The sequence below is a fragment of the Streptomyces sp. NPDC044106 genome (assembly GCF_056433985.1).
In genome coordinates this window covers 71,312-95,041 of sequence record NZ_JBWKFZ010000003.1, presented here as the reverse complement: position 1 = coordinate 95,041, position 23,730 = coordinate 71,312, and the positions used below count along the sequence as shown (strand labels likewise).

20 protein-coding genes and 1 pseudogene are annotated in these 23,730 nt (G+C 72.9%); 7 read left to right on the top strand and 14 right to left on the bottom strand.

The window, feature by feature from the left end:
• Window positions 1-3 precede the first annotated feature (3 nt).
• A complete protein-coding gene (locus AC07DI_RS05610; protein WP_478902400.1) occupies window positions 4-834 on the bottom strand; it encodes a hypothetical protein in 831 nt (276 codons plus the stop codon).
• Window positions 835-1,059: 225 nt separating this feature from the next.
• Between AC07DI_RS05610 and AC07DI_RS05605 the strand changes: the two genes are divergently transcribed.
• Window positions 1,060-4,080: an AfsR/SARP family transcriptional regulator gene (locus AC07DI_RS05605; protein ID WP_478902398.1), complete on the top strand. Its 3,021-nt coding sequence runs from the start codon at window positions 1,060-1,062 to the stop codon at window positions 4,078-4,080.
• A gap of 141 nt (window positions 4,081-4,221) precedes the next feature.
• Here the strand turns inward: AC07DI_RS05605 and AC07DI_RS05600 are convergent, their stop codons facing one another.
• From AC07DI_RS05600 to AC07DI_RS05575, 6 genes are all read right to left on the bottom strand, one after another.
• Window positions 4,222-4,596: a hypothetical protein gene (locus tag AC07DI_RS05600; protein WP_384255570.1), complete on the bottom strand. Its 375-nt coding sequence runs from the start codon at window positions 4,594-4,596 to the stop codon at window positions 4,222-4,224.
• Window positions 4,597-4,671: 75 nt separating this feature from the next.
• Window positions 4,672-5,109 carry a roadblock/LC7 domain-containing protein gene (locus AC07DI_RS05595; protein WP_478902397.1) on the bottom strand — a complete coding sequence of 146 codons (438 nt, stop codon included), beginning with the start codon at window positions 5,107-5,109 and terminating at the stop codon, window positions 4,672-4,674.
• A gap of 37 nt (window positions 5,110-5,146) precedes the next feature.
• Window positions 5,147-6,004 (bottom strand): transcriptional regulator, encoded by an 858-nt coding sequence (locus tag AC07DI_RS05590; RefSeq protein ID WP_478902395.1) that lies wholly within the window; start codon window positions 6,002-6,004, stop codon window positions 5,147-5,149.
• Complete coding sequence (locus AC07DI_RS05585) at window positions 6,001-6,474, bottom strand: hypothetical protein (protein WP_478902393.1); 474 nt, start codon at window positions 6,472-6,474, stop codon at window positions 6,001-6,003. The genes AC07DI_RS05590 and AC07DI_RS05585 overlap by 4 nt, the downstream gene beginning before the upstream one ends.
• Window positions 6,475-6,702: 228 nt before the next feature.
• On the bottom strand, window positions 6,703-8,085 hold the full coding sequence (locus AC07DI_RS05580; RefSeq protein ID WP_478902391.1) for an APC family permease: 1,383 nt from the start codon (window positions 8,083-8,085) through the stop codon (window positions 6,703-6,705).
• Window positions 8,086-8,428: 343 nt separating this feature from the next.
• Window positions 8,429-9,916 carry a type III PLP-dependent enzyme domain-containing protein gene (locus AC07DI_RS05575; protein ID WP_478902389.1) on the bottom strand — a complete coding sequence of 496 codons (1,488 nt, stop codon included), beginning with the start codon at window positions 9,914-9,916 and terminating at the stop codon, window positions 8,429-8,431.
• Window positions 9,917-10,103: 187 nt separating this feature from the next.
• Between AC07DI_RS05575 and hutU the strand changes: the two genes are divergently transcribed.
• The 4 genes from hutU (at window position 10,104) to hutI (ending at window position 15,862) form a co-directional block, all read left to right on the top strand.
• The gene (gene hutU, locus AC07DI_RS05570) at window positions 10,104-11,768 is read left to right on the top strand and encodes a urocanate hydratase (protein WP_384255583.1); all 1,665 of its coding nucleotides are present in this window, start codon (window positions 10,104-10,106) and stop codon (window positions 11,766-11,768) included.
• Between the two features lie 155 nt (window positions 11,769-11,923).
• Complete coding sequence (locus tag AC07DI_RS05565; RefSeq protein WP_478902387.1) at window positions 11,924-13,126, top strand: allantoate amidohydrolase; 1,203 nt, start codon at window positions 11,924-11,926, stop codon at window positions 13,124-13,126.
• Window positions 13,117-14,484, top strand: coding sequence for a formimidoylglutamate deiminase (locus tag AC07DI_RS05560; protein WP_478902386.1), 1,368 nt, complete (start codon window positions 13,117-13,119; stop codon window positions 14,482-14,484). The genes AC07DI_RS05565 and AC07DI_RS05560 overlap by 10 nt, the downstream gene beginning before the upstream one ends.
• A gap of 196 nt (window positions 14,485-14,680) precedes the next feature.
• Window positions 14,681-15,862, top strand: a complete 1,182-nt coding sequence (hutI, locus tag AC07DI_RS05555) for an imidazolonepropionase (protein WP_478902385.1) — start codon at window positions 14,681-14,683, stop codon at window positions 15,860-15,862.
• 64 nt (window positions 15,863-15,926) lie between these two features.
• Here hutI and AC07DI_RS05550 read toward each other — a convergent pair.
• Together AC07DI_RS05550 and AC07DI_RS05545 are read right to left on the bottom strand one after the other, a co-directional pair.
• Window positions 15,927-16,055, bottom strand: a pseudogene (locus AC07DI_RS05550) (DUF397 domain-containing protein); the annotation flags it as partial.
• Window positions 16,056-16,077: 22 nt separating this feature from the next.
• Complete coding sequence (locus AC07DI_RS05545) at window positions 16,078-16,929, bottom strand: helix-turn-helix domain-containing protein (protein WP_478902384.1); 852 nt, start codon at window positions 16,927-16,929, stop codon at window positions 16,078-16,080.
• Window positions 16,930-17,044: 115 nt separating this feature from the next.
• Between AC07DI_RS05545 and AC07DI_RS05540 the strand changes: the two genes are divergently transcribed.
• Window positions 17,045-17,422: an ATP-binding protein gene (locus AC07DI_RS05540; protein WP_478902383.1), complete on the top strand. Its 378-nt coding sequence runs from the start codon at window positions 17,045-17,047 to the stop codon at window positions 17,420-17,422.
• A gap of 357 nt (window positions 17,423-17,779) precedes the next feature.
• Window positions 17,780-18,418, top strand: coding sequence for a response regulator transcription factor (locus AC07DI_RS05535; RefSeq protein WP_384255596.1), 639 nt, complete (start codon window positions 17,780-17,782; stop codon window positions 18,416-18,418).
• Between the two features lie 85 nt (window positions 18,419-18,503).
• Here AC07DI_RS05535 and AC07DI_RS05530 read toward each other — a convergent pair whose 3' ends face one another.
• The 5 genes from AC07DI_RS05530 to AC07DI_RS05510 all read right to left on the bottom strand — a co-directional run bounded on the left by AC07DI_RS05530 (window position 18,504) and on the right by AC07DI_RS05510 (window position 23,720).
• Window positions 18,504-19,559 (bottom strand): LLM class flavin-dependent oxidoreductase, encoded by a 1,056-nt coding sequence (locus tag AC07DI_RS05530; RefSeq protein ID WP_478902381.1) that lies wholly within the window; start codon window positions 19,557-19,559, stop codon window positions 18,504-18,506.
• 101 nt (window positions 19,560-19,660) lie between these two features.
• Window positions 19,661-20,473: a CPBP family glutamic-type intramembrane protease gene (locus tag AC07DI_RS05525; protein ID WP_478902380.1), complete on the bottom strand. Its 813-nt coding sequence runs from the start codon at window positions 20,471-20,473 to the stop codon at window positions 19,661-19,663.
• Window positions 20,470-21,354 carry a CPBP family intramembrane glutamic endopeptidase gene (locus AC07DI_RS05520; protein ID WP_478902378.1) on the bottom strand — a complete coding sequence of 295 codons (885 nt, stop codon included), beginning with the start codon at window positions 21,352-21,354 and terminating at the stop codon, window positions 20,470-20,472. The genes AC07DI_RS05525 and AC07DI_RS05520 overlap by 4 nt, the downstream gene beginning before the upstream one ends.
• Window positions 21,332-22,687, bottom strand: coding sequence for a YcaO-like family protein (locus AC07DI_RS05515; RefSeq protein WP_478902376.1), 1,356 nt, complete (start codon window positions 22,685-22,687; stop codon window positions 21,332-21,334). Before AC07DI_RS05515 ends, AC07DI_RS05520 begins: the two co-directional genes overlap by 23 nt.
• Window positions 22,680-23,720 (bottom strand): TOMM precursor leader peptide-binding protein, encoded by a 1,041-nt coding sequence (locus AC07DI_RS05510; RefSeq protein WP_478902375.1) that lies wholly within the window; start codon window positions 23,718-23,720, stop codon window positions 22,680-22,682. Before AC07DI_RS05510 ends, AC07DI_RS05515 begins: the two co-directional genes overlap by 8 nt.
• Window positions 23,721-23,730: the final 10 nt, after the last annotated feature.

Below are 23,730 nucleotides of genomic sequence, written 5' to 3'. Positions count from 1 at the left end.
CGGTCAGCTCAACGAGGAGAGCACGTCACGGGCGGCGGTGACGACGGTGTCCTCGGCCTGCTTGCGGGTGAGGTCCGAGGTGTCCGAGCTGTAGGCGAGGTCCACCCTGAGCGAGGCGTTGCCCTCGCGGACGACCACCTTGGCGTAGGTCAGCGTCCCACCCCGGTCGTCGACGTGGTGAGCGGCGAAGGCCTCCTGGCCGAGCCCGTCGACGGAGTGGGGGTCCTCCACCTTCCCCGCGACCGCCCTGAGGACGCCCCTCTTCTTGAGGTCGTACTGGCCCTTGACGCTCGCGCCGACCGTGAGGTGCACACTCAGACTCTGGTATCGCCCGTAGTCGGCCGGTTCCCACGTCGGCATCCTGGTGATCATCGTGGCCAGGTCCTTGTCGTCCATCAGGCCGGGCGTGCACTTGCCGCCCGGCGCGATCTTCTCGATGGTGGCCGCCTTGATCAGCTCGCACCCCTTGGGCACCTTGCTGAACGCCTTGTCCTGCGACGGTGCCTCCGGCTTGGCGGCGCCTCCCGGCACGCCGCCGGGATGCTTGCCCGACGCGGCGCTCTTGCCGTCGTCGTCCCCCGACGTGACGACGACCACGCCGACGACGACAGCCGCGACAAGCGCCACGGCGCCACCGATGAGCCAGCCGCGGGAGCGTCCGCCTCGAGGGCCGGAACCGCCGGGGCCGCCGGGACCTCCGGGCGGCACCGGCTGCGACCAGGCGGAGGGCGCGCCCGGCGCCTGCGGCGGGAGAGGCGGCGGCGCCTGGCCGGGCATCGGGGGCGGCGCCTGGCCGAAGCCCTGCCGGGGATCAACCTGCGGGTTCTCACTCACGGAACAGCTCGCTTCCTCGACCGGGGCCGGACATGACCCGCCGCACCCTCCCGCGAGACACTGCAATGCCGATGAAATTCCGCTGAAGCAGTGGATTCGGTTGCCGCGGGGACAACGGGGAACCGCGGGAAAGCGCTTGGAACACGGGGGAGTTCGATGGGCGAGTTCGCAGTGGGTCGGGCCGGAGGGGGCAGGGCCGGAGTGGGCGGGGCCGGAGCGACGGGTGTGGCAGGCACGGCCGGTGCGGTGGCCACCCGTTCCGGTGGCGCGGAGGGCCCGGCGAGGAGGCTGCGCCTCGCCCTGCTCGGGCCGGTCACCGCCCACCGGGGCGACGTACCGCTCGATCTCGGGCCCGTGCGGCGCCAGGCGGTCCTCGCCGCCCTCGTCCTGCGCGCGGAGGCGCTCGTCACCCATCAGCAACTCCTGGACGACGTATGGGGACTTGAGCCGCCGGGCACGGGTCGCCGGGTCCTGCCCAGCTACGTCTACCCCCTGCGCAAGGCCCTCGACGTGCCCGGCACCGGCCCCGCCACCTCCGTGATCCGCGGCGAGCGCGGCGGCTACCGCTTCGTACCCGGCGAAGCCCGCACGGACATCGGCGAGTTGACCGGACAGGGAACCGCGATACGCGCCGCGAAGGCGGCCGGTGACCTCGCCGCCGCCCTCCACGGCTGCACGCGCGCGCTTGACCTGTTCCGCGGGGAGCCGTTGGCCGGTCTGCCGGGACCGCTCGCCGAAGCCGAGCGGCAGCGTCTCGCCCGGCAGCGGCGCACCCTCCACCAGGAGCGGGTGGAGTGCCTGGTGCTCCTGGGCCGGTACGCGGAGGCCCTGGACGAGCTGCATGCCGCGCCGACGGCACAGCCGTACGACGAACCGCTCGCCGCCCTGCGGATGCGCGCGCTGTACGGCGGCGGCAGGCAGGCCGAAGCGCTCGCCGCCTACCGGGAGACCCGGGACCGGCTCCGCGACGAACTGGGCGTGGAGCCCGGCGAGGAACTGCGGCGGGTGCACCAGGGCGTGCTGCGCCGGGACGACGCGATGCTGCTCGGCGCGGGCCCGTCACCCCGGGCCACGGGCTCCGCCACCACCGGCTCCGCCGCCACCGGCTCCGCCCCCACCGGCTCCGCCGCCACCGGCACACCGCCCCGGTCCCCCGTCTCCGTATCCGTGCCCGCACAGCCCCCGGCACCCGAGCAGCACCCGTCCCCGCCCCGCCCCCGCCGCAACGAACTCCCCGGCGACACCGCCTGGCTCGTCGGCCGGGAGGCGGAACTCGCCCTGCTCACCGCGCCGGTGCCCGCCGGTTCCGTCTCCGTGGCCGCCGTGGACGGCACGGCGGGCGTCGGCAAGACCGCGCTGCTGGTCCGCGCCGCCTGGACGCTGCAGGACCAGTACCCGGACGGCTGCCTGTTCGTGGACCTGCACACGCACGGCGCGCCCCACGAGGGCCTGCGCCCGCAGCGCGCCCTGCACCAGCTGCTCCGTTCCGTCAACGGCGCGGGCGACGAACTGCCCGACGAGTTGCGGGAGCTGGTCGCCGCCTGGCGGGCCGCCACCAGCTCCTTGCGGCTGCTCCTCGTCGTGGACGACGCCCGCAGCGCGGAACAGGTACGTCCCCTGCTGCCCGCGGGTCCGGGCAGCCGGGTCCTCGTGGCAGGACGCCAGCGCCTGACGGGGCTCGACGCCGACCGGCGGCTCACCGTGGAGCCGCTGGACACGGGCGAGGCGGTCACCCTGCTCACGCGCCTCCTCGGCGAGACGCGCGCGGGACAGGAGCCGGAGGCCGCACAGGAGCTCGCGCACCGCTGCGGAGGCCTCCCGCTGGCGCTGCGGATCGCCGGGGCCCGGCTGCAGAACCGCCCGTCCTGGACGGTCGCCCACCTGGTCGGCCGGATGTCGGGCGACGAACGCCGACTCGTCGAACTCCGGGCGGAGGACCGCAGCGTGGAGGCCGCCTTCCGGATGTCCTACGACCTGCTGGCACCCGAACTGCAACGTGGCTTCCGGGCGTTGGGCCAGGCACCGACCGCCGAGTTCGACGGACTCACCCCCGCCGTCATGCTGGGCCGCCCGCTCCAGGACACCGAGGACCTCCTGGAACGGCTGGTCGACGCGAGCCTGTTGCAGCAGCCGCGGACCGGCCGCTACCGGCTGCACGATCTCGTACGCGACCACACACGCCGCCTCGCCGCCGCAGTGCCCGAGGAGGCCGCCGCGGACCGCGCCGCCGTCCTGCACCTCTACACCGCCGCCGGGCGCGTCGCCAGCGACTGGGGCCCCGAGGGCTACCCGACGGGACCCGACGTCTCAGACTCGCCCTTCTCGCACTGGCGGGAGGCCGACGCGTGGCTGGAGGCCGCGGGCGGCCAGCTGCTCGACGTGGTCGCTTTCGCGGCCTCCGCCGGTCAGCACGACCACGCCTGCTGGATCGCCGAGTCCCTGGTCGACCCGCTGGTCCGCCAGGGCCGCTTCCACGAGTGCCGCTCCGCCCTGGAGCTGGCGCTGCCCGGCGCGGACCTTGCCGACGACCGGCGCATGCCCTCGTCCCTGCGCAACTGCCTGGCCGTCGCGGACATCTACCAGGGACGCTTCCAGCAGGCTCACGCCTGGTGCACCGACGCGCTGCGCCTCGCCCGCCACCGGGGCGACCTGCGCGAGCAGGCGCGGGCGATCGCCGTGATGGGCGCGGCGGAGCGTGCGCTGGGCCGCCTGCCGGAGGCGGCCGCCCACCTGAGCGAGGTCATCGGGATGGCGGCCCGGCTCGACGACGACTGGCTGGCCGGAATGTCGAGCTGCCAGCTGGGCGCCCTCCACGACCAGCAGGGACGGCACGAGAAGGCGCTCACGTACTACGCCACCTCCCTCACCTTCGCCGAGAAGATCGGCCGCCCCCGAATGATCAGCAAGACCCTGTGCTTCACCGCCGAGGCCCACCTGGCACTCGGCCGGCACTCCGAGGTCAAGGATCTGGCGCGGCGCGCGGCGGAACTGGCCCAGGAGGTCGGTGACCTGCAACTGCGTGCGACGAGCCTGTCCCTGCTCGGAGCCGCGGAACACGGCCGCGGGGACCTGCCGTTGGCCATCACTCTCCAGCGGGAGGCCCTGGCCACGCTCACCGAGCACACCAGCAGGCCCCTGGAGATGGAGGTCCGCCGCCGCCTCGGCCGCACCTACGAGGCAGCGGGCCACCCGGCCGAGGCGGAGCGGCAGTTCCACATCGCCCGGGCTCTGGCCGGCCCGGCGTAGGGCCTTCGGCGGAACGGGCGGGAAGGCGGCAGGAAGGCATGGAGGCATGAAGGCGACGCCGCGCCCGGGGGGAGCGCGGCGCCGCCGGGCGGCCGGACGTCAGATGTCAGACGTCAGATGTCAGACGTCAGATGTCAGACGTCAGACGTCCAGGCCGGTCTCGATGCGCTTGAGCTGGTGGCGGGCCATCGCCAGGTTGGCGCGGTCCTTGTCGAGGGCCAGGTAGAGGAAGAGGCCGTTGTTGTTGCGCCCCTTCATCAGCCGGATGAGGTGGTACTGGCTGCCCAGCGAGATCAGGATGTCCTCGATCTCGTCCTTGAGCCCGAGCATCTCCATCGTGCGCAGCTTGGCGCGTACGACGTCCGTGTTGCCGGCCGCCGCCACCGACAGGTCGAGGTCCTTTCCGCCCCCGACCGTGCCGAGGGCCATGCCGCTCGTGTAGTCGACCAGAGCGGCACCGATGGCGCCCTCGATCGTGGTGGTCGCATCCTTGAGTGCGGTCTCCGTGTCGGTCATGTGCCTGGTGCTTCCTTTCCGTCTGCCGGGCGTCCTCGGTGAAGGGGACGACGAGGGTGTGGTGGGGGGCATGGGTCAGGTTTCCTCCGCTCGATCGACGGCGGTGTCGACAAGCTCTCCGATGACCACGCTGGAACGGCGGGCCTCCAGATGCAGTCGGCCCACGTTGATGCGGGGCTCGGCGAGCAGCGTGAGCACGGCGGACGAGCCGGCCGCGTAGGTGGCCACGTAGCCCTGTTCGCCGCGGATGAGCAGTTCACGGAAGCCGCCCTGGTGGGTGGCGTCGGACAGCCGCAGCGCCACACCGAGCGCGGCCGCGGTCAGCGCGCAGATGCCCTCCGCCTCCACGTCGGAGGCGTCCTGCGCCAGCAGGAGCCCGTCGACGCTGGCCGTCAGGGCGCCGCGGAGCTGGGGAATCCGGGTCCGCAGCCGTTTCAGTTCGCCGAGTACGTCGGCTTCGGCAGCCACCAGCTCTCTCCTCCCTGCGCGTCGCCAGGACGCGAAGAATTTCATCCGGTCGAGGTCCCGGCCCCGGGGGCGGCAGGGGGTTTCACAGCGCCTCCAGCGCGTCACGGACCCGGCGAAGCAGCGCGATGTCGGGGTCGGCGCACTCCGTCCCGGCCGGGAAGGGGAGGGCCACGGAGGCCGGCTCCCGCACCGGCATTCGGGGGGCCTCCACGAGTCCGGCGGCCGCCAGCCGCCTGACCTCGACCAGGGTGTGGAACGACGGCCTGCCGAGGGTCCAGGCGATGGCCGTCGGGGTCCGGACGCCGTCCGCGAGCCGCAGCAGCGCACGCTGGCGCGCGGTGACCGGCTGGCCGGACGCGGGCCTGCGGGGCACGACCGGCGCCGTGTCGACGTCGGGCCGGGGCCAGATGCTGTCGAGGAGGGCCCTGCGCCGCAGCGTCTCGCGTTCGAGGACGGCGGCGGGCACCGGACGCACCCGGCCGAGCCAGTGCGCGACGCCGTAGCGGAACCGGGTGGGTCCGCTCGCCGCTCCCAGGACGAAGAACGCGGCGTCGAAGAGCGCGCCGAGGTGGCACATCTCCAGCTCACCCGCGGTGACGTGGCCCCCGGCGACCAGTTCCCTGCCCACCTCGTGCCTGGTGCCCGCCATGGAGAGCGCCTCCTGCCAGCCCTGCGGCGCGAGCGCGCCGCCGGCGGTGAGCAGGACGTCTATGCCGGGCGCCGCGGGACTCTCGGCGTGCACGACGCGCCCGTCCACGAGGTAGAGGGTGCCCTGGGCGCGCAGGAAGGCGCCGGTGGCCCGTTCGGCGGCGAGCCGCGTCAGCAGGGGTGAGACGGCGGGCGCGCCGACGGCCTGCGGGACGGTGGCCCCCGGGAGGGTGGCCTGCGAGACGGTGGCCCCCGGGGCGGTGGCGGGCTCGGTGGCCCGCAGGGTGCTCATACCAGCACCAGCCGTTCGGCCAGGCTCCGCAGCCGTAGCCGCGCCATGGCGAGGTTGCCGGTGTGCCGGTCGAGCCAGAGGTAGAGGAAGACGCTGCTGTCGAAGGTCGTCTCCACGTAGCGGATCAGGTGGAAGCCGGTCCGGGTCGTCAGCATGAGGTCCTCGACCGGGAGCCCCTTTCGGGCCGCACCGCCCACACCGTCCAAGCCGCCCACGCCGTCCGCACCGCGCTCACTGTCCATACCGTCCATACCGTCCGCGCCGTCCGGGTCGTCGACGGGTGCGAACGCCTGGTACTCGGCGGCGGCGCGGGCCACCTCGGCGGTCTCGGCGGCGGTCGCCTCGTAGTCACCGTTGGGGGAGTCGCCGACGGAGCCGAGCGCGAGGCCGCTGGTCCAGTCGACGATCGCGGCTCCGCGGGCGCCGGGCAGTGTCATGGCTTCGTACAGACACTCGTCGATTCCGGGCACGCGGCCTCCCCCTCCCAGGTGGAACCGGGTGGTCCCCACCACCCGACCGGGCCGCTCCCGCGACCCGGTGGAGAGGAAAGTACGCAGCGGGGCCGGGGTTCGTGGTGAAAGGGCATATTCCGCGGGAATGCGTCCGAGCCCGACGGGACGCGTTCGGTGCTGGCGTTGGGCAGCCCATCACTGACCGAATGTGTCGGTCACGCGATCGAGATGTCCCCCGGGGCGGTGTCAGTCCTCGCCGCGCACCCGGAGCACCACCTTGTTCACGCCCCACAGCACGACGCCGATGGCGATCAGCACACCGGCCCGGATGTAGACCTCGGCGGGCCGGTCCGCCAAGGGGCTCGCGAGGATGAGGGCCGTGATGGCGCCGAGGACCGGGAGCACCGTGGGCGTACGGAAGTGCTGGTGCCCGACGGGGTCGCGGCGCAGGACCAGGACCGTCACGTTGACCACCGCGAACACGCACAGCAGCAGGAACGCCGTGGTGTCGCCGAGCCCCTCGATCTCACCCGTCGAGACCAGGCCGATCGCGAGCAGCGAGACGAAGACGATGCCGACGACGGGGGTGCGGCGCTCGGACAGGACGCGGCCCATGGCGCGCGGCAGGATGCGTTCGTTGGCCATGCCGTAGCAGAGCCGCGAGGCCATCATGATGTTGATCAGCGCCGAGTTGGTGACCGCGAACAGGGCGATGAGGGCGAAGAGTTTGTGCGGGAAGTCGACGCCGCCCGCCTTGACGACTTCGAGCAGCGGACCGCTGCTTCCCTCCAGGGTCCTGTAGTCGACGAGGAGGGACGAGACGAGGGCCACCAGGACGTAGATCGTGCCGGTCACCGCGACGCCGATGAAGATGGCCCGCGGGAAGGTGCGCACCGGGTCCTTCGTCTCCTCGGCCATGTTCACCGAGTCCTCGAAGCCGACGAAGGCGAAGAAGCCGAGGGCTGTGGCGCCGAGCACCCCGGTCATCAGGGCGTACCCGGTGCCGTTCGCCTCGAAGTCGGTGAGGCGCGAGGGCTCGCCGTCCCCGGTCAGCACGGCGTACGCGCCGATCGCGAGGATGACGAGGAGGCCGGTCACCTCGACGAGCGTCAGGACGACGTTGGCCTTCACGGACTCTGAGACGCCGCGCATGTTCAACGCCGCGAGCAGCACGATGAAGGTGATCGCGATCAGGGTGGGTGGCAGCGCGTCCCCGGTCAGCTCGCCCAGGTAGTCCCCGCTGAAGGCGCGGGCGGCGGCGCTCGCGGACGAGAGCCCGGAGCACATCACCATGAAGGCGATGATGAAGGTGAGGAACGGCGTCTTGAACGCCTTCTGGGTGTAGAGCGCGGCGCCTGCCGCCTTCGGGTACTTGCCGACCAGCTCGACGTACGAGGCGGCCGTCAGGATCGCCACGACGAACCCGATCGCGAACGGCAGCCAGAGCGCGCCGCCGACCTTCCCCGCGACCTTGCCGGTGGTGGCGTAGATGCCGGTGCCGAGGATGTCGCCGATGACGAAGAGGATGAGCAACTTGGGCCCGATGGCACGGTGCAGGGCGCCGTCGTCGGTGGGCGATGAAGTGGTGCCGGGTGTGCCGGGTGCGCTGGGTGTGCCGGATGCCGTCACTGGAGCCTCCCCCGAGACCGGGAACACGTCTGGCCAAGGATCTGCCCGTGCGTCACGTCGCTATGCGCGACTTGAGCAATCGCAGAGCTTCGACGGGCGGCGGTTTCCTGGCGGGTGCGGCCCGTTTTGGGCTGGTCGCGCAGTTCCCCGCGCCCCTGAGGGCCGGTGCGCGCAGGTGTGCTCAAGGGGCGCGGGGAACTGCGCGCTCAGCCACGGGTGGCCCGCAGTCGCGTCTGTCTCTGGTGGTTTCCCGGCGGGTGCGGCTCGTCGTCGGCTGGTCGCGCAGTTCCTCGCGCCCCTGGGGGAAGGCCCCCGAAGGTCGGCAGAAGGGTGGAGGTCAGGGTCAGAGGTGGCTCAGGGCGTCCCGTTCGGGGCCCCCACCCGCCTCCGCCACGATCGCGTCCAGCGTCTGCGGCTCCCGTACCACCGCGAACCGCACCGCGTCACCGTACGCCGAGAACCCGTGAATCCCCGGCCTTGCAAGGCTGTTGTACGAGTAGTGGTGGGCGAAATAGTAGGCGCCGGTGTCCAACGCGGCGATGTAGTCGCCCTGTTCGAGCAGCGGCAGCGGACGGTTCTCGGCGAGCAGGTCGCCCGCGAAGCACGCGGGCCCGGCGACGTCCTGGCCGACGGCAGGCCCACTCTTGAGCCGGCCCCCGGCGTCGTACGCGGCGATCCGCAGCGGCCACGAGGCAGGCATGTACACGGTCCGCGTAGCCACCTGCACGCCCGCGTGCGTCACGGCGATGGACCTGCCGCCCGCCCGCTTCGTGTACTCGACGCGCGCCAGCACCGTGCCGTGCTTGGCGAGCAGCGAGCGGCCGAACTCGGTGACGATCCCGTACCGCCCGTCGAGCAGCCCCGGCACCCGTGCCTTGAGGCGGCGCGCGTACTGGGCGTGGGTCGGGGTCTCGTCCTCCGAGCCGAAGTTGACCGGCAGGCCGCCGCCGATGTCGAGGGTGTCGATCTGCCGGCGCCCGGCACGTTCGTTGATCTCCTCGGCCAGCTCGTACGTCGCCGCGACGCCCCGCACCATCATCTCCAGGGGCATGCCCTGCGACCCGGAATGCGCGTGCAGGCGGGTCAGCCACGGCCGTTCCAGGCAGGCCCGGACCACCCACTCCCTGGCGCCCTCGTCCCGCAGCGGCACCCCGAACTTGGAGGTGGGCGTCGCCGTCGACAGGGCGCCGATCGCGCCACCGCCGATCTGCGGGTTGACGCGGATGCCGATGGGGGAGTCGGTCGGCGCCGAGTGGGTCAGCGCGTCGATGCGGGCCAGCTCCTGGGGGTTGTCCGCGTTCACGGCGATGCCGAGCGCCAGGGCCTCGCGCAGTTCGGCCGGGGTCTTGGCGGGTGAGTCGAGGACGGTCCTCTCGGGCGGCACCCCGGCGGCCCTGGCCAGGGCCAGCTCACCGGGGCTCGCCACCTCGGCGCCGATGCCGGCCGAGCGCAGCAGCCGCAGTACGGGGACGAGCGGGGCCGCCTTCACCGCGAAGGCGTGCAGAACGGGGGTGCCGGGCGGGGTGACGGCCTCGAAGGCGGCGCGCAGGGCGGCGGCGCTCGCGCGGATGCCGACGACGTCGAGCAGCCCCGCGACGGGGGCGGCGGGCCCGACGACACCCTGCTCGACGGCGGCGCGAACGGCCTGGTCGCGGCGGGCGGCGGCGGAGGGCCCGGGCGTGCCGCCGGGGGCGGTGACGGGTGCGGTGCCGGGGGCGGGGTCGCGTACAGGGCCGCCTACAGGGTCGCGTACGGGTTCAGGCGTGCCGTCCGCGCGGAGGACCTGGGTCCGGTCGTGGTCGTCGTCATGGCTGTCTGCGTCGTGGCCCATGCGATCCAGCCAATCATCCGGCACGGGACCCCGCTGACGTACTCGCGCATTCGTTCGCTATTGACTAGCTCTATTCAGAACCCCAGGATGTGAATACCAAGGTCACATCGAGCAGTCGCATCGAGCAATCGCACTGAGCAGTCGCATCGAGCAGGCTCACAGCAGCTTCACGCGAGGAGGCAACGCCATGTCAGGACCCCGCCCCGTACGGGCACCGCGCGGCAGTGGACTGAGCGCCCTGGGATGGCAGCAGGAAGCCGCTCTCCGGATGCTGCAGAACAACCTCGACCCCGAGGTCGCCGAGCACCCCGACAAGCTCGTCGTCTACGGCGGCACCGGCAAGGCGGCCCGCGACTGGCGCTCCTTCGACGCGATGGTCCGCACGCTGAAGACCCTCAAGCAGGACGAGACGATGCTCGTCCAGTCCGGCCGCCCGGTCGGCGTGATGCAGACCCACGAGTGGGCCCCCCGCGTCCTCATCGCCAACTCCAACCTCGTGGGCGACTGGGCGAACTGGGAGGAGTTCCGTCGCCTGGAGGCGCTCGGCCTCACCATGTACGGGCAGATGACGGCCGGTTCGTGGATCTACATCGGCACGCAGGGCATCCTCCAGGGCACGTACGAGACGTTCGCCGCGGTCGCCGCCAAGAGGTTCGACGGCACTCTCGCCGGGACGATCACCCTCACCGCGGGACTCGGCGGCATGGGCGGTGCCCAGCCGCTCGCCGTCACGATGAACGACGGCGTCGCGATCTGTATCGACGTCGACCCGCGCGCCATCGAACGCCGCATCGAGCACCGCTACCTGGACGTGAAGGCCGACTCCCTGGAGCACGCGCTCCAGCTGGCGGTGGAGGCCAGGGACGCGCGAAGGCCCCTCTCCATCGGCCTGCTCGGCAACGCGGCCGACCTGCTCCCGCGCATGCTCGCCGAGGGCGCCCCCATCGACATCGTCACGGACCAGACCTCGGCCCACGACCCGCTCGCGTACCTCCCCGTCGGCGTCGACTTCGACGACATGCAGACGTACGCGGCCAAGGACCCGGCGGGCTTCACCACCCGCGCGCGGGAGTCCATGGCCAAGCACGTCGAGGCGATGGTCGGCTTCATGGACGCGGGCGCCGAGGTCTTCGACTACGGCAACTCGATCCGCGGCGAGGCCCAACTCGCGGGCTACGAGCGGGCGTTCGCCTTCCCGGGCTTCGTCCCCGCCTACATCCGCCCGCTCTTCTGCGAGGGCAAGGGCCCGTTCCGCTGGGCGGCGCTCTCCGGCGAAGCCTCCGACATCCACAAGACGGACAAGGCGCTCCTCGACCTCTTCCCGCAGAACGAGTCCCTGCACCGCTGGATCAAGATGGCGGGCGAGCGCGTCCACTTCCAGGGCCTGCCCGCGCGCATCTGCTGGCTGGGCCAGGGCGAGCGCGACAAGGCGGGCGACATGTTCAACGACATGGTCGCCGACGGCACCCTCGCGGCCCCCCTCGCCATCGGCCGCGACCACCTCGACTGCGGCTCGGTCGCATCCCCGTACCGCGAGACCGAGGCCATGCTCGACGGCTCCGACGCGATCGCCGACTGGCCGCTCCTGAACGCCATGGTGAACGTCGCGTCGGGCGCCTCCTGGGTCTCCATCCACCACGGCGGCGGCGTCGGCATGGGCCGCTCCATCCACGCGGGCCAGGTCTCGGTCGCCGACGGCACGAAGCTCGCGGGCGAGAAGATCCGCCGCGTCCTGACCAACGACCCCGGGATGGGTGTCATCCGGCACGTCGACGCCGGGTACGACATCGCGGAGTCGGTGGCGGACGAGAAGGGCGTGCGGGTTCCGATGCGGGAGGGTGACGGCGCGTGAAGCGCACCGGAGAGCCGGCGGGTGGGAGCGATTCAATCCCTCCGGGCGGGAGTGACTCAGCCCCTTGGGCGGTCGAGGAGCGGAGTCCGGAACAGAGCCCCGCGCCGTCCACCCCCTCCTTCCAGTCCACCCCCTCCTTCCAGTCCTTCCAGGAGATGTGGCGGGACCTGCGCCCCATCGGCCGGGACGCCCACACCCGGGGCTACCGCCGCTACGCCTGGACACCGGCCGACGCGGACTGCCGTGCCTGGTTCGTGCAGCAGTCGCAGTCGCGGGGCCTGACCTACGAACTGGATCGCAACGGCAACCAGTGGGCCTGGCTCGGCGACCCGGCGGCCGGGAATGCCGTGGTCACCGGCTCGCACCTGGACTCCGTCCCCGACGGCGGCGCCTTCGACGGCCCCCTCGGCGTGGTCTCGTCCTTCGCCGCGCTGGACGAACTCCGCGCCAGGGGTGCGCAGTTCACCCGCCCCATCGCCATCGTCAACTTCGGCGACGAGGAGGGTGCCCGCTTCGGCCTGGCCTGCGTCGGCTCCCGGCTCACCGCGGGGCAGCTCACCGTCGAGGCCGCGCACAAACTCAGGGACGGCGACGGGGTGACGTTGCCGCAGGCGATGGAGGCGGCCGGGTACGACCCGTACGGCATCGGACCCGACCCCGAACGCCTCGCCCGCATCGGCGCGTTCGTGGAGCTGCACGTGGAGCAGGGCCGCGCCCTGGACCTTTCGGGCGACCCCGTCGGCATCGCCTCCGCGATCTGGCCGCACGGCCGCTGGCGCTTCGACTTCCGGGGCGAGGCCAACCACGCGGGCACGACCCGCATCGCCGACCGCCGCGACCCGATGCTGTCGTACGCGGAGACGGTCATCGCCGCTCGCCGGGAGGCCGAACTCGCGGGCGCCTTGGCCACGTTCGGCAAGATCTCCGTGGAGCCGAACGGCGTCAACGCCATCCCCTCCCTCGTCCGCGGCTGGCTGGACTCGCGGGCGGCCGACCAGGCCACTCTCGACACGGTCGTCACGGCCGTCGAGAAGGCGGCCCGCGAGTACGCGGACCGGCACGGCATCGACCTCGACGTCGTCCGCGAGTCGTTCACGCCGGTCGTCGAGTTCCAGGACGCCCTGCGCGACGAGCTGGGCGCGATCCTCGGGGCGCGCTCGGAGAGGAGCCTCCCCGTCCTCGGCACGGGCGCCGGACACGACGCGGGCATTTTGTCCGGCTCGATCCCCACCGCCATGCTGTTCGTACGGAACCCCACGGGCGTCTCGCACTCCCCGGCCGAGTACGCCGCCGAGGACGACTGCCTGGCCGGGGTGACCGCACTGGCCGACGTACTGGAAGGGCTGGCGTGCAGGTGACGACGGAGCGGACGGACACATACTGGCTGGAGCACGCCTGGCTCGACACCAATGTCGAGCCGGGGGTGGCCGTCGAGGTCACGGGCGACCGGATCGCGGCGGTCCGCAAGGACGTCGACGCCCCGCCGCCCGGCGCGACGGTCCTGCGCGGCCTGACCGTCCCCGGCCTCGCGAACGCCCACAGCCACGCGTTCCACCGGGCCCTGCGCGGCACCGTCCAGGTCGGCTCCGGCACGTTCTGGACGTGGCGCGAGGTCATGTACTCGGTGGCGGACCGCCTGACCCCCGAGACGTACCACGCGCTCGCGCGGGCGGTGTACGCGGAGATGGCGCTGGCCGGCATCACGACGGTGGGGGAGTTCCACTACCTCCACCACGGCCCCGGCGGCGCCCCCTACGCCGACCCCAACGCGATGGGCGAGGCCCTGATCCAGGCGGCGTCGGACGCGGGCGTACGCATCACGCTCCTCGACACGGCGTACGTCGCGTCGGGACTCCTCTCCGAGACGCGGGGCAAGCCGCCCAACCGCCACCAGCTGCGCTTCTCCGACGGCACGACGGAGGCCTGGGCTGAGCGTGTCTCGCTGCTCAAGGAGCGCGCGCACGCCCGGATCGGGGCGGCGATCCACTCCGTACGGGCGGTCCCGGCGCGCCAGCTGGGCACGGTGGCGGAGTGGGCCTCGGCCCGCCGCGCCCCCCTCCACGTCCACCTCTCCGAGCAGACGGCGGAGAACGAGGCGTGCCTCGCCGTCCACGGCCGTACGCCGACGCGCCTCCTCGCCGACCACGGGGTACTCGGCGCGCGCACCACCGGCGTCCACAACACCCACCTCACCGAGGAGGACATCGCCCTCCTCGGCGGTACCGCGTCCGGCACGTGCATGTGCCCGACGACGGAACGCGACCTGGCGGACGGCATCGGCCCCGCCGTCGCCCTCCAGCGCGCGGGCAGCCCTCTCTCCCTGGGCAGCGACAGCCACGCCGTGATCGACATCCTCGAAGAGGCACGCGCGATGGAGCTGAACGAACGCCTCCGCTCGCACACGCGGGGCCACTGGACGGCGGCGGCCCTCCTGCGCGCGGCCACGGCCGACGGCCACGCGGCGCTGGGCTGGCCCGAGGCGGGCGTGATCGAGCAGGGCGCCCTGGCCGACCTCACCACCATCACCCTGGACTCGGTCCGCACGGCGGGCCCGGTCCCGCGCCTGGCCGCGGAGACGGCGGTGTTCGCGGCGACGGGGGCGGATGTCCGGCATGTGCTGGCGGGGGGCCGCGTGATCGTACGGGACGGTTCCCACGCACTGGTCCCCGACGTGCCGTCGGCACTGACGCAGGCGATCGCGGCACTCAGAGACTGACGTGTCCCCCGACCCCGCTCTCCCTTGCCGCAGGGGCGGAGTCTTCAGCCCGTCCGGCGATTGAGGACGAACTCGGCGAAGCCGGTGATCGACGGCCACCCCGGCCGGCGGAGCCGGAATTCTCGGGAAGGGGCGGGATCGGGGAAAGAACCGCCGGAGGCACGACGCCCGCCCCCACCAACCCGCAGAGGACCCCATGACCACCACCCTCATCACCAACATCGCCAGCCTCGTCACCAACGACCCCGCGCAGGGTGACGGCACCCCCATCGGCCTCCTCACGGACGCGGCCGTCGTCCTGGACGGCGAGAAGATCGCCTGGGTGGGCCCGGCCGCCGAGGCCCCCGCCGCGGACAAGACCCACGACGCGAACGGCCGCGCCGCGATCCCCGGCTTCGTGGACTCCCACAGCCACCTCGTCTTCGCGGGCGACCGCACCCAGGAGTTCAACGCCCGCATGTCGGGCCGCGCCTACTCGGCGGGCGGCATCCGTACGACGGTGGCGGCGACCCGCGCCGCGACCGACGCGGAGCTGGAGGCGAACGTCACGCACTACCTCCGCGAGGCGCTCCGCCAGGGCACGACCACCTTCGAGACGAAGTCGGGCTACGGCCTGAACACGGAGGAGGAGTCCCGCGCCCTGCGCATCGCGGCCCGCCACACCGAGGAGGTCACGTTCCTCGGCGCGCACATCGTCTCCCCGGAGTACGCGGAGGACCCGGCGGCCTACGTGGACCTCGTCACCGGCGAGATGCTGGACGCCTGCGCCCCGCACGCCCGCTGGATCGACGTGTTCTGCGAGAAGGGCGCGTTCGACGGCGACCAGGCCCGCGCGATCCTGACGGCGGGCAAGGCGAAGGGCCTGCACCCCCGCATCCACGCCAACCAGCTCTCGTACGGCCCCGGCGTCCAACTGGCCGTAGAACTGGACGCCGCATCGGCCGACCACTGCACCCACCTCACCGACGCGGACGTCGACGCCCTGGCCCAGGGCGACACGGTCGCGACGCTCCTGCCAGGCGCGGAGTTCTCCACCCGCGCCGAGTGGCCGGACGCCCGCCGCCTCCTGGACGCGGGCGCGACGGTGGCCCTCTCCACGGACTGCAACCCGGGCTCGTCCTTCACGTCGTCCGTCCCCTTCTGCATCGCCCTGGCGGTACGGGACATGGGCATGACCCCCGACGAGGCGATCTGGTCGGCCACGGCGGGCGGCGCGGCGGCCCTGCGCCGCGACGACATCGGCGTACTCCGCGAGGGCGCGCGCGCCGACCTCGCCCTCCTGGACGCCCCGAGCCACGTCCACCTGGCGTACCGGCCGGGGGTGCCGCTGGTCGGCGAGGTGTGGCGTGGAGGTACGCGAGTCAAATCGGATAGGTGATTCATCGCTCAACGAGAGAGGCCGTCAGCGGGGGCCACCTTCGCGGGCGGCCCCTTGCCCTCCGTCAGGCGGGCAGTTCGCCGCGGCTGACGGCGGCGACGAAGGGGGCCCACGCGGTCGCCGGGACGACGCCGGGGACGTTGGCGGCGACCTCAAGGCAGAGTCCGCCGGAGCCGTTGCTGTAGTTGCTCTTGCGCCAGCGGGCGGCGGTGAAATCAGGGTCGCTGCTTGCCCTGGGCGTAGTCCTCTGCTGCTGTCGCGATCATGTTCAGGGATTCCCCAGGGGGCAGGGCGGCGGCTCTGAGGCGGTCGTACGCGCTGGCGTACTGGTGCACGAGATCCGGCTCGTCGATGATCTGCCCGCTGTACATGCCCTCCGTGTACATCACCGGCGGGGCGTCAGCGAAGGTCATGAGCCAAGTCATGCCCATCATGAAAGGGTGCGCTCCGGAGTTCCGCGGAAGGATCTGTGGAATGAAGCGCCGCCGTTCGGCGACGGTGACGACGTGGGCGAGTTGGTCCGCCATCGCGTCCGCTTCGATGATCGGTTGCCGCAGCACCGATTCGTGCAGGACGAGCCAGCACTCCGGGCCCTTCACGTCTTCGAAGAGCCACGCCCTCTCGCGCCGCGCCTCGACCTTGGCCTTGATCGTCCCCTCGGTGTCACGAGGGCAACTGGCACCGACGACGGCACGGATGTACGGCTCCAGTTGGAGCGGGCCCGGGATGAACACAGGATTCCACTCCTCGATCTCCTTGGCACGCGCTTCCATCTCCACGACCGGGGCGCAGTACTCCGCGTGCTTGCTCCTCCGAGCCTTGTGCACGTCCGCGCAGCGGCGCTCGAAGAAGCCGTCGGTCGTCAGGAACCGGTCCACGTGGCGGGCCAGATCAACCGGCATTCGCCGCTGCCCCCGCTCGATCTCACTCAGGTACGACGCCCCGAAGTAGCTGCCCTCCACGGTCTCCTGGAGCGTGCGGCCCGCCGCCTCGCGTTTCCAGCGCAGCTCCTTGCCGTAGAAGGCGGGGACACTCGCCGAGCCGTCGATGTCCTTGCGTGCCGCCACAGTTGACCGCCTTCCACACTTCGCGCAGTGGAGCTCAAACCCCTGTCACGCTACGCCACCCCACGCCACTGTGTGACTGAACCGTCACAGAGAGCACGGAAAGGCGTACCCCGCGATGAGAGATCCGGCCCCCGACTTCGAACTCGCACTCCTCGCCGTCCCCAAGGCGGTCCCCGAGCTTCGCCACACCCTGAGCGGGCACCCCTACGGCCCGCACCCCGACGTACAGCTCTGCGTCAGTGAGTTGCTCAGCAACGTGATCCGGCACCTCGGCGAGGGCACCCCCGTGACCGTCCGCCTCACCAGGACGCGGAGTCGGATCCGCGTGGCCGTCACCGATCCCGATCCCCGCGCCTGGCCCCTGCTCCGACGCACCGGCGGCGACGACGAGACGGGCCGCGGCCTGGCCCTGCTCGACGCCGTGTCGCTGCGGTGGGGCGTGGAGCAAGGGCCCGACAGCAAGACCGTGTGGTGCGAGTTGGGGGAGGGGTGAGGGCGCGACCGGCTCCTTCCGGCTTCGGGACGGGGCACGTCGGGTGGCGGAAATGGTCCGGGTCGCGGGTGAGGCGGGGCAGGGGCTCCGCCGGGGGTGCCGGGCGGCTCGGGCCGTGCTCCGTGCGCGGCGGGGGTGCGTGTATGCGTGCAGGCCACCGGGGGGTCGGCGCCGCCGCCGGGGACGCCCGCCCGCTTCCACGACCGGCGTCCGCCCGCGGCCGCGGCCTGGGCCCGGTGTGAAGGTCTGGGGTGGCTGGGACGCCCGGCCTTGGCCGGAATCACATGGGGTGCATGGCCGGTAGGGCATGGCAGCCTGGAAAGGATGTCCACGCATGTCTTACGGGGGAGGCACGGAGTGGGGACCGACAACGTCGTGAGGACCCGGCACCGCGAGGTCACCGTGCTGGTGACGGAGGACGACACGCTCGACCGGAAGGCCTTCACCCGCCTTCTGCAGCAGGAACCGGGGCTGCGTCTGGTCGGCGGCGCCGGGGCCAGGACCGATGTGGTGCGCGAGGCCGCCCGGCTCACGCCCGACGTCGTCCTGGTCGACCTGGAGCGGACCGAGAACGCCCTGGAGACCGTGGCGGCCCTGCGCAGACGCTGCCCCTGCGCCCGCTGCATCGTCCTGACCACGGCGGGCGACGTGGCGCAGCTGCGCAGGGCGGTGGCGGCCGGGACGCGCGGCTTCGTCACCAAGGCCGTGTCGGTCACGGGGCTGCGGGAGGTGATCCGGCGGGTCATGGCCGGGGAGTGCGTGCTCGATCCGGAGCTGTCCGTACGCGCCCTGCTCACCGAGCGATGTCCCCTCACGCCGAGGGAGTGCGAAGTCCTCGGCGTCTCGCGGCGGTTGGCGACGGTGGCCGAGGTGGCGGCCGCCGTCTCGCTGTCTCCCGGCACGGTACGCAACTATCTGTCCCGGGCGATCACCAAGACCGGCGCCCGCAACCGTCACGAGGCCGCCGCCGCTGCCGCCCGGCTCGGCTGGATCTGAGAGCCTGTCCGCCCTCGAGGCGACGGGGACAAGGTGTAGCGGGGGGGGGCGCCGGGCCGGGATCGCCGCCCCCACCCCCACCCCCTCACCCGAGTTCAGGCAACACCTCCCCGCAGAACCGCTCCACACACCCCCGCGCCACCGCCCCGCCCACCGCCCCGAAGTCCACCTGCCACAGGAAGCCGTCCACGTCGAGGATGTCGGCGATCTGGCGGATGCGGTCCGTGACCCGGTGCGCGCCGCCCACGACCGCGCCGCCGAGCGTGCGGAACGACTCGGGGGTCATCGCGCGGATCGCCCGGCTCATCCCCGTATAGCCGCGGTAGTCCGTGGACACCGTCGACGTCCACGCGTCGGCCGACTCGGCCCACACCCGCAGGTAGTGGGCGAGCAGCGGGTCCGCCGTCGCGAAGGCCGCGCGGTCGTCCTCGCCGACGTACAGCGGCAGGGACGCGAGGACGCGTGAGCGCCCGCCGGGGTGCCCGGCCTGCTCGAAGCTCTCCCGGTACACCGCGATGTGGTCGGCCATCTCCTCCAGCGGGGTCAGCGCCGGGGTGACGAGCAGTCCGTGGCCCTCTTCGCCCGCCCAGGCGAAGCTCGAACGGGAGCGGACCGCCGCGATCCAGGTCGGCGGATGCGGGGACTGCACCGGGCGGGGCAGCGCCGTCGCGTCGGCGAACCGGAAGAACGGCGTGTCGGCGGCGACCTTCTCCTCGGTCCACAGGCGCCGGACGGCGTCCACCGTGGCGACGAACCGTTCGCGGCTGCCGTCCATGGGCACCCCGAACGCCTCGAACTCGTACGGCAGGTACGCGCGCGCGAACCCGACGTCGAGCCGTCCCCCGCTGAGCGCGTCCACCATCGCCGTCTCCGAGGCGAGCTGGATCGGGTGGTGGAAGACGGGCAGGACGCAGCCGGTCATCAGGCGGATCCGGGTGGTGACGGCGGCGACGCTCGCCAGGAACGCCAGCGGGCTCGGACAGTAGCCGCCGTACGCGCGCAGATAGTGCTCGGTGATCTTCACATGGCTGAGCCCGGCCTCGTCGGCGTACCGGCTGAGGTCGAGCAGCGTCCGGAAGTACTCCGGCGCGGGCAGCCCGCGGGGTTCGGCATCGGGAAGGAACGACAGACCGTGCTCCATGGCGGATGTACCTGACCCTTCTCACTCCACGCGGTGAATGACGGCGCGCACACGATGACGGCACGCGCCCGATGACGGCACACGTCAGATGACGGCACACGTCAGATGACGGCGAACACGAAGAACACGACGTGCGCCACGACCAGCGGCGCCACCTCCGGCACCGCCCAGAACACCAGGCCGTGCACGACCCCCATCACGACGCCGCCCACGACGGGGAACATCGCGCCCTGCCAGGAGGACATGAAGAACGCCTGCATGACGACGAACAGCACGACGGAGGTGGAGAGCGCGACCGCGGGGCCCGCGTCGCGCAGCCAGGTCAGCGCGATGCCGCGGAACACCAGTTCCTCCGAGGCGACCTGGACCCCGGTGAGGCCGAGGGCCGCCCACAGCGGCAGCACCTTCAACGCGGTGAGGTGGTGGCGGATCCAGCCGCCGCGCGAGCGCCCGAGCCAGGAGCGCAGGGAGAGACCGTGGTCCTCCCCGGCCCGCGGACGGACGGCCACGGCCGAGTGGGCCGCCACGCCCGCCGGGACAGGAACCGGTCGCGCCCCGGCCCCCCGCGCCAGCCTCACCTCGATCAGCGCCCGGCAGATCAGGGAGCCGATGGCCAGTTCGCCGACGCCCAGGAGCACGCCGAGGCCGAGCAGTTCGGGCCGGGCAAGGCCACTGACGACCATGCCGGGCGGGATGCCGGTCACCGCGAGGAGCGCCGCCACCACGACGACGTGGCTCGCCCCCGCCGCCGCCAGTTCGAAGACGTCCGCGCGCTGGGCGGTGCCCCAGCGCGCCGGGCCGAGCCGGGTCACGGCCGCCAGGTGCCGCACGGCGCGGAACAGCACGGCCTTGCCGAGCCAGTAGTAGACGACCACGACCGAGACCAGGACGAGGACGCGCAGCGGCGTACTCATCGCGTCGTACCCCAGGTCGAGGCGGCGGGTCGGGCAGGGCGGGCCGCCGAGGGGCGCGCCCGGTGGTAGCGCCAGACCAGGGTGTTGAAGAGGGCGTGGCCGATGACGGCGGGCAGCACCGTTCCGGTGAGCAGCACGGCCGCCGTGCACAGCGCGGCGAGCGGCAGCTTGGAGAGGACCTGGCCCCAGCCGAAGAACACGTGGGAGACGGCGAAGACGAGCTGGACGCCGAGGACCGCGGCGACCACGACGACCACCGGGCCCGCCCGCAGCGCGAGGCCCAACAGGGCGCCCCGGTAGACCAGTTCCTCCGCCACCGCCACCGCGAGCAGCAGCGGCAGCCGTACCCGCAGGTCCGCCGAGGTCGGCGCGAAGTCGTTGCGCGCCTCGATGAGTCCGGTGCGCCGCCCGGCCGCGGCGGCGCCCCCGACGGCGACCCCGGCGGGCCGCGCGTGCCCCGAGCGCAGCGCCACCGGCCGGTTGTCCCGTACGGAGTGCCCGGCGCGCCGGCCCCACCACCGCGTCACGGACCGGTCGGCGCCCGTGGCCGCGTACCCGACGAGCGGGCCGAGCAGCAGACCCGCCGCGAGCCCCGCCCAGCCGGCGTCCCGCACGGGCCGCAGCACGCCGGTCCCGAGCAGTGCGGCGCCCCCCGACACGGCCAGCGCGCACACCCCCAGGTGCAGGCCGAGCATCGGAAGGCGGCGCAGGCCCGCCCAGCGGGTGTGCAGGTGGGAGGCGACGGTCATCGACGCGAGGCCGAGGACGACCACGGTGGCGGCGAGCAGCGGACGCGTATCGGCCGGAACGGCACCGGTCAGCTCCGGGGAGCGGATCAGTTCAGAGGAGCGGATCAGTTCAGGGGAACGGATGAGGGACATGCCGCTGGAACCCTCCGTAGGCCGAGAACCGGGGATGCGCCGCCGTCGGGGCGCTGGGCAGCGGGAGCGTGAGCAGGTCGGGGCTCCAGAACCGGGCGACGACGAAGCCGAGGTCGGCGGCGTCCACCGTGGTCAGATCGCCGCAGTAGAGGCGTTTGCCGGTGTCGTGGAAGGCGCGGATGAGGGTGCGTACGGACGTCTCGGGGTCAAGGGCGGCCGGGTCCGGCGGCAGGTCGTCGGCGCCCGCCTCCTCGCAGTCGCCGTAGCGCGCCTCGACCACGCGGGCGCCCTTGGGGGACGCGGCGAGGACGACGTTGCTCTCCAGGTCGAAGATCGCCTCGTCGCCGGGGGCCACGCCCGCCGCGTGGTCCTGGACGCTCGTCCAGGTCGCGAGCGCCCGCACACCGACGCCCTCCAGGAACGCCTTGTACATGGCGGACTCCAGGGACACGTCGGCCCCGAGGCCGACGGCGACCGCGGGGATCTGGCCGCCCGGCTCGCGGATCAGACAGGCGACGGTGAAGCCGGGCAGGTCGGCGCTGGGCAGCAGGTGGAACTCGGGCTGCCCGCCCAGGGGATGGCAGTGCCGGGCGACGAGGCGGAACAGCGCGGCGCAGCGCGCGCCGGGCCGGATGCGCACCGACCTGGTCCCGCCGTACCAGTGCCCGACGGCCGCGTCGATCTGCACCATCTCCTGGAGCGCGCCGAGCGCCGCCTTGTGCGGGTCGGTGTGCGCGGCGGTGCCGGTGGTGACGGCGGGCTGCACCCACGGCTCTCCCTCGGCGTCGCGGATCACGTAGCCGACCGTGGTGAGCTGGGCGGGCACCCAGGTGTCCGTGCCGTCGCGCAGGCAGGTGAAGCGGCTCCAGCCGAGCGGGTCGGCGGGGCGCGGGCGGCGGAAGGGGAAGCCCTCGGTGGCCAACTGCTCTTCGGTGTACGGGAGGTAGGAGCCGACCGGGAAGTGCGGTTCGCCGGCGAGTTCGGCCTCGGTCGCGAACCGGACCGGGAACGCCCCGCTCACGGCGGCGACGTACCCGGCGTAGCGCTCCACGACCTCACCCAGGGTGCGGATGTGCGACTCGTACGGGCGGACCCCGTAGCCGCCGATGTGGTAGCTGCCCAGCTTCGGGCGCGGCTGTCCGCGCAGGACGTGTACGCCGGTGAGGTCGCCGCCGGAGACCATCAGGCGGGGCGCGTACCGGGGGCGGGTGAGGAAGCCGAGCTGGGGCATGAGCCCGCACAGCGGTGCGTGCATGCGGCGGCGCAGGCGCCTGGTCTGCACGTCGGGCGGCTCGACCAGGCGCAGGCCCGAGGCGGTGCGTAGCTCAGGCATCGATCCACCGCCTGACGTCGAAGTAGGCCTCGGTGCCGTCGCGTTCGGGCACCGCGCCGCAGGAGGGGCAGCCAGGCAGCCTGAGCACTTCGGAGTAGACCATCTCCATCGAAGGCAGGTAGACGCCGAGGACCTTGCCGACCGTGCTGGTCATGCCGGTGACCGCCATGTTCAGCGCTTCGAGTGCGGTGTGCGAGGCGAGCAGCGAGGACAGCACGCCGGTGCCGCCGTCGCCGTGCTCGGCGCCGGGACCGTCGGACGCGGCCAGGGCCTGCTTGTAGCGCTGGTAGGCGGCGCCCTCGCGCAGGTTCATCACCACGCGGGTCTCGAAGCAGGTGAAACAGGCCGTGCTGTCGGGCACGAACGTCGGGCCGACCAGGAGCATCGGGCCGTCCAGCGCCGCCTGGATCCAGGGGGTGCCGAGCGCGAGCGCGACCCGGTTCAGGACGGCGAGGCGCAGCGGGTGCACCGCGTCGCCGACGTGGACGAGGAGGCAGCCCCGCCAGTCCTCGAACCGCTCCACGAACCGCTCGAAGGCGAGGCCGTCCTCCAGGACGTCGAGCGGGCACTGGTCCAGCAGCCGCAGCTGTTCGGCGTGTTCGCCGGGCATGGAGACGGTGAGCTCCTCGTGGGCGCCGAGCAGCCCGGCGACCTGCGCCGCCGCCGCGCCGCCCAGGACCCGTACGGCGGGCAGCGTGGCCTGCTCGACGCGTCCGCCCGCCGTGCGGTCCACGTACGCGTCGAGCGCCGTGGACGGGCCGTGCTCCAGGACGGCGAGCTGGTCCAAGTGGTCGATGAGCGCTTCCAGTTCGGTGCGGGTGACGCCCGCCTCCTTGGCGAGTCCGGCCCGGTCCCTGGTGCCGTCGAGCCCGCCCACGAGGGTGCTGAGGCGGCCCGCGCCGCTGTGGTCGACGAGCGTGATGGACTGCGGATTCCATACGCCGGAGCGCAGTTCCACCGTGTCGCGGTCGTGCGGGACCACCGAGTAGACGGACTTGATGCGCACGGTGCGGCTGGTACGTCGCGTGGACACGGACTTCTCC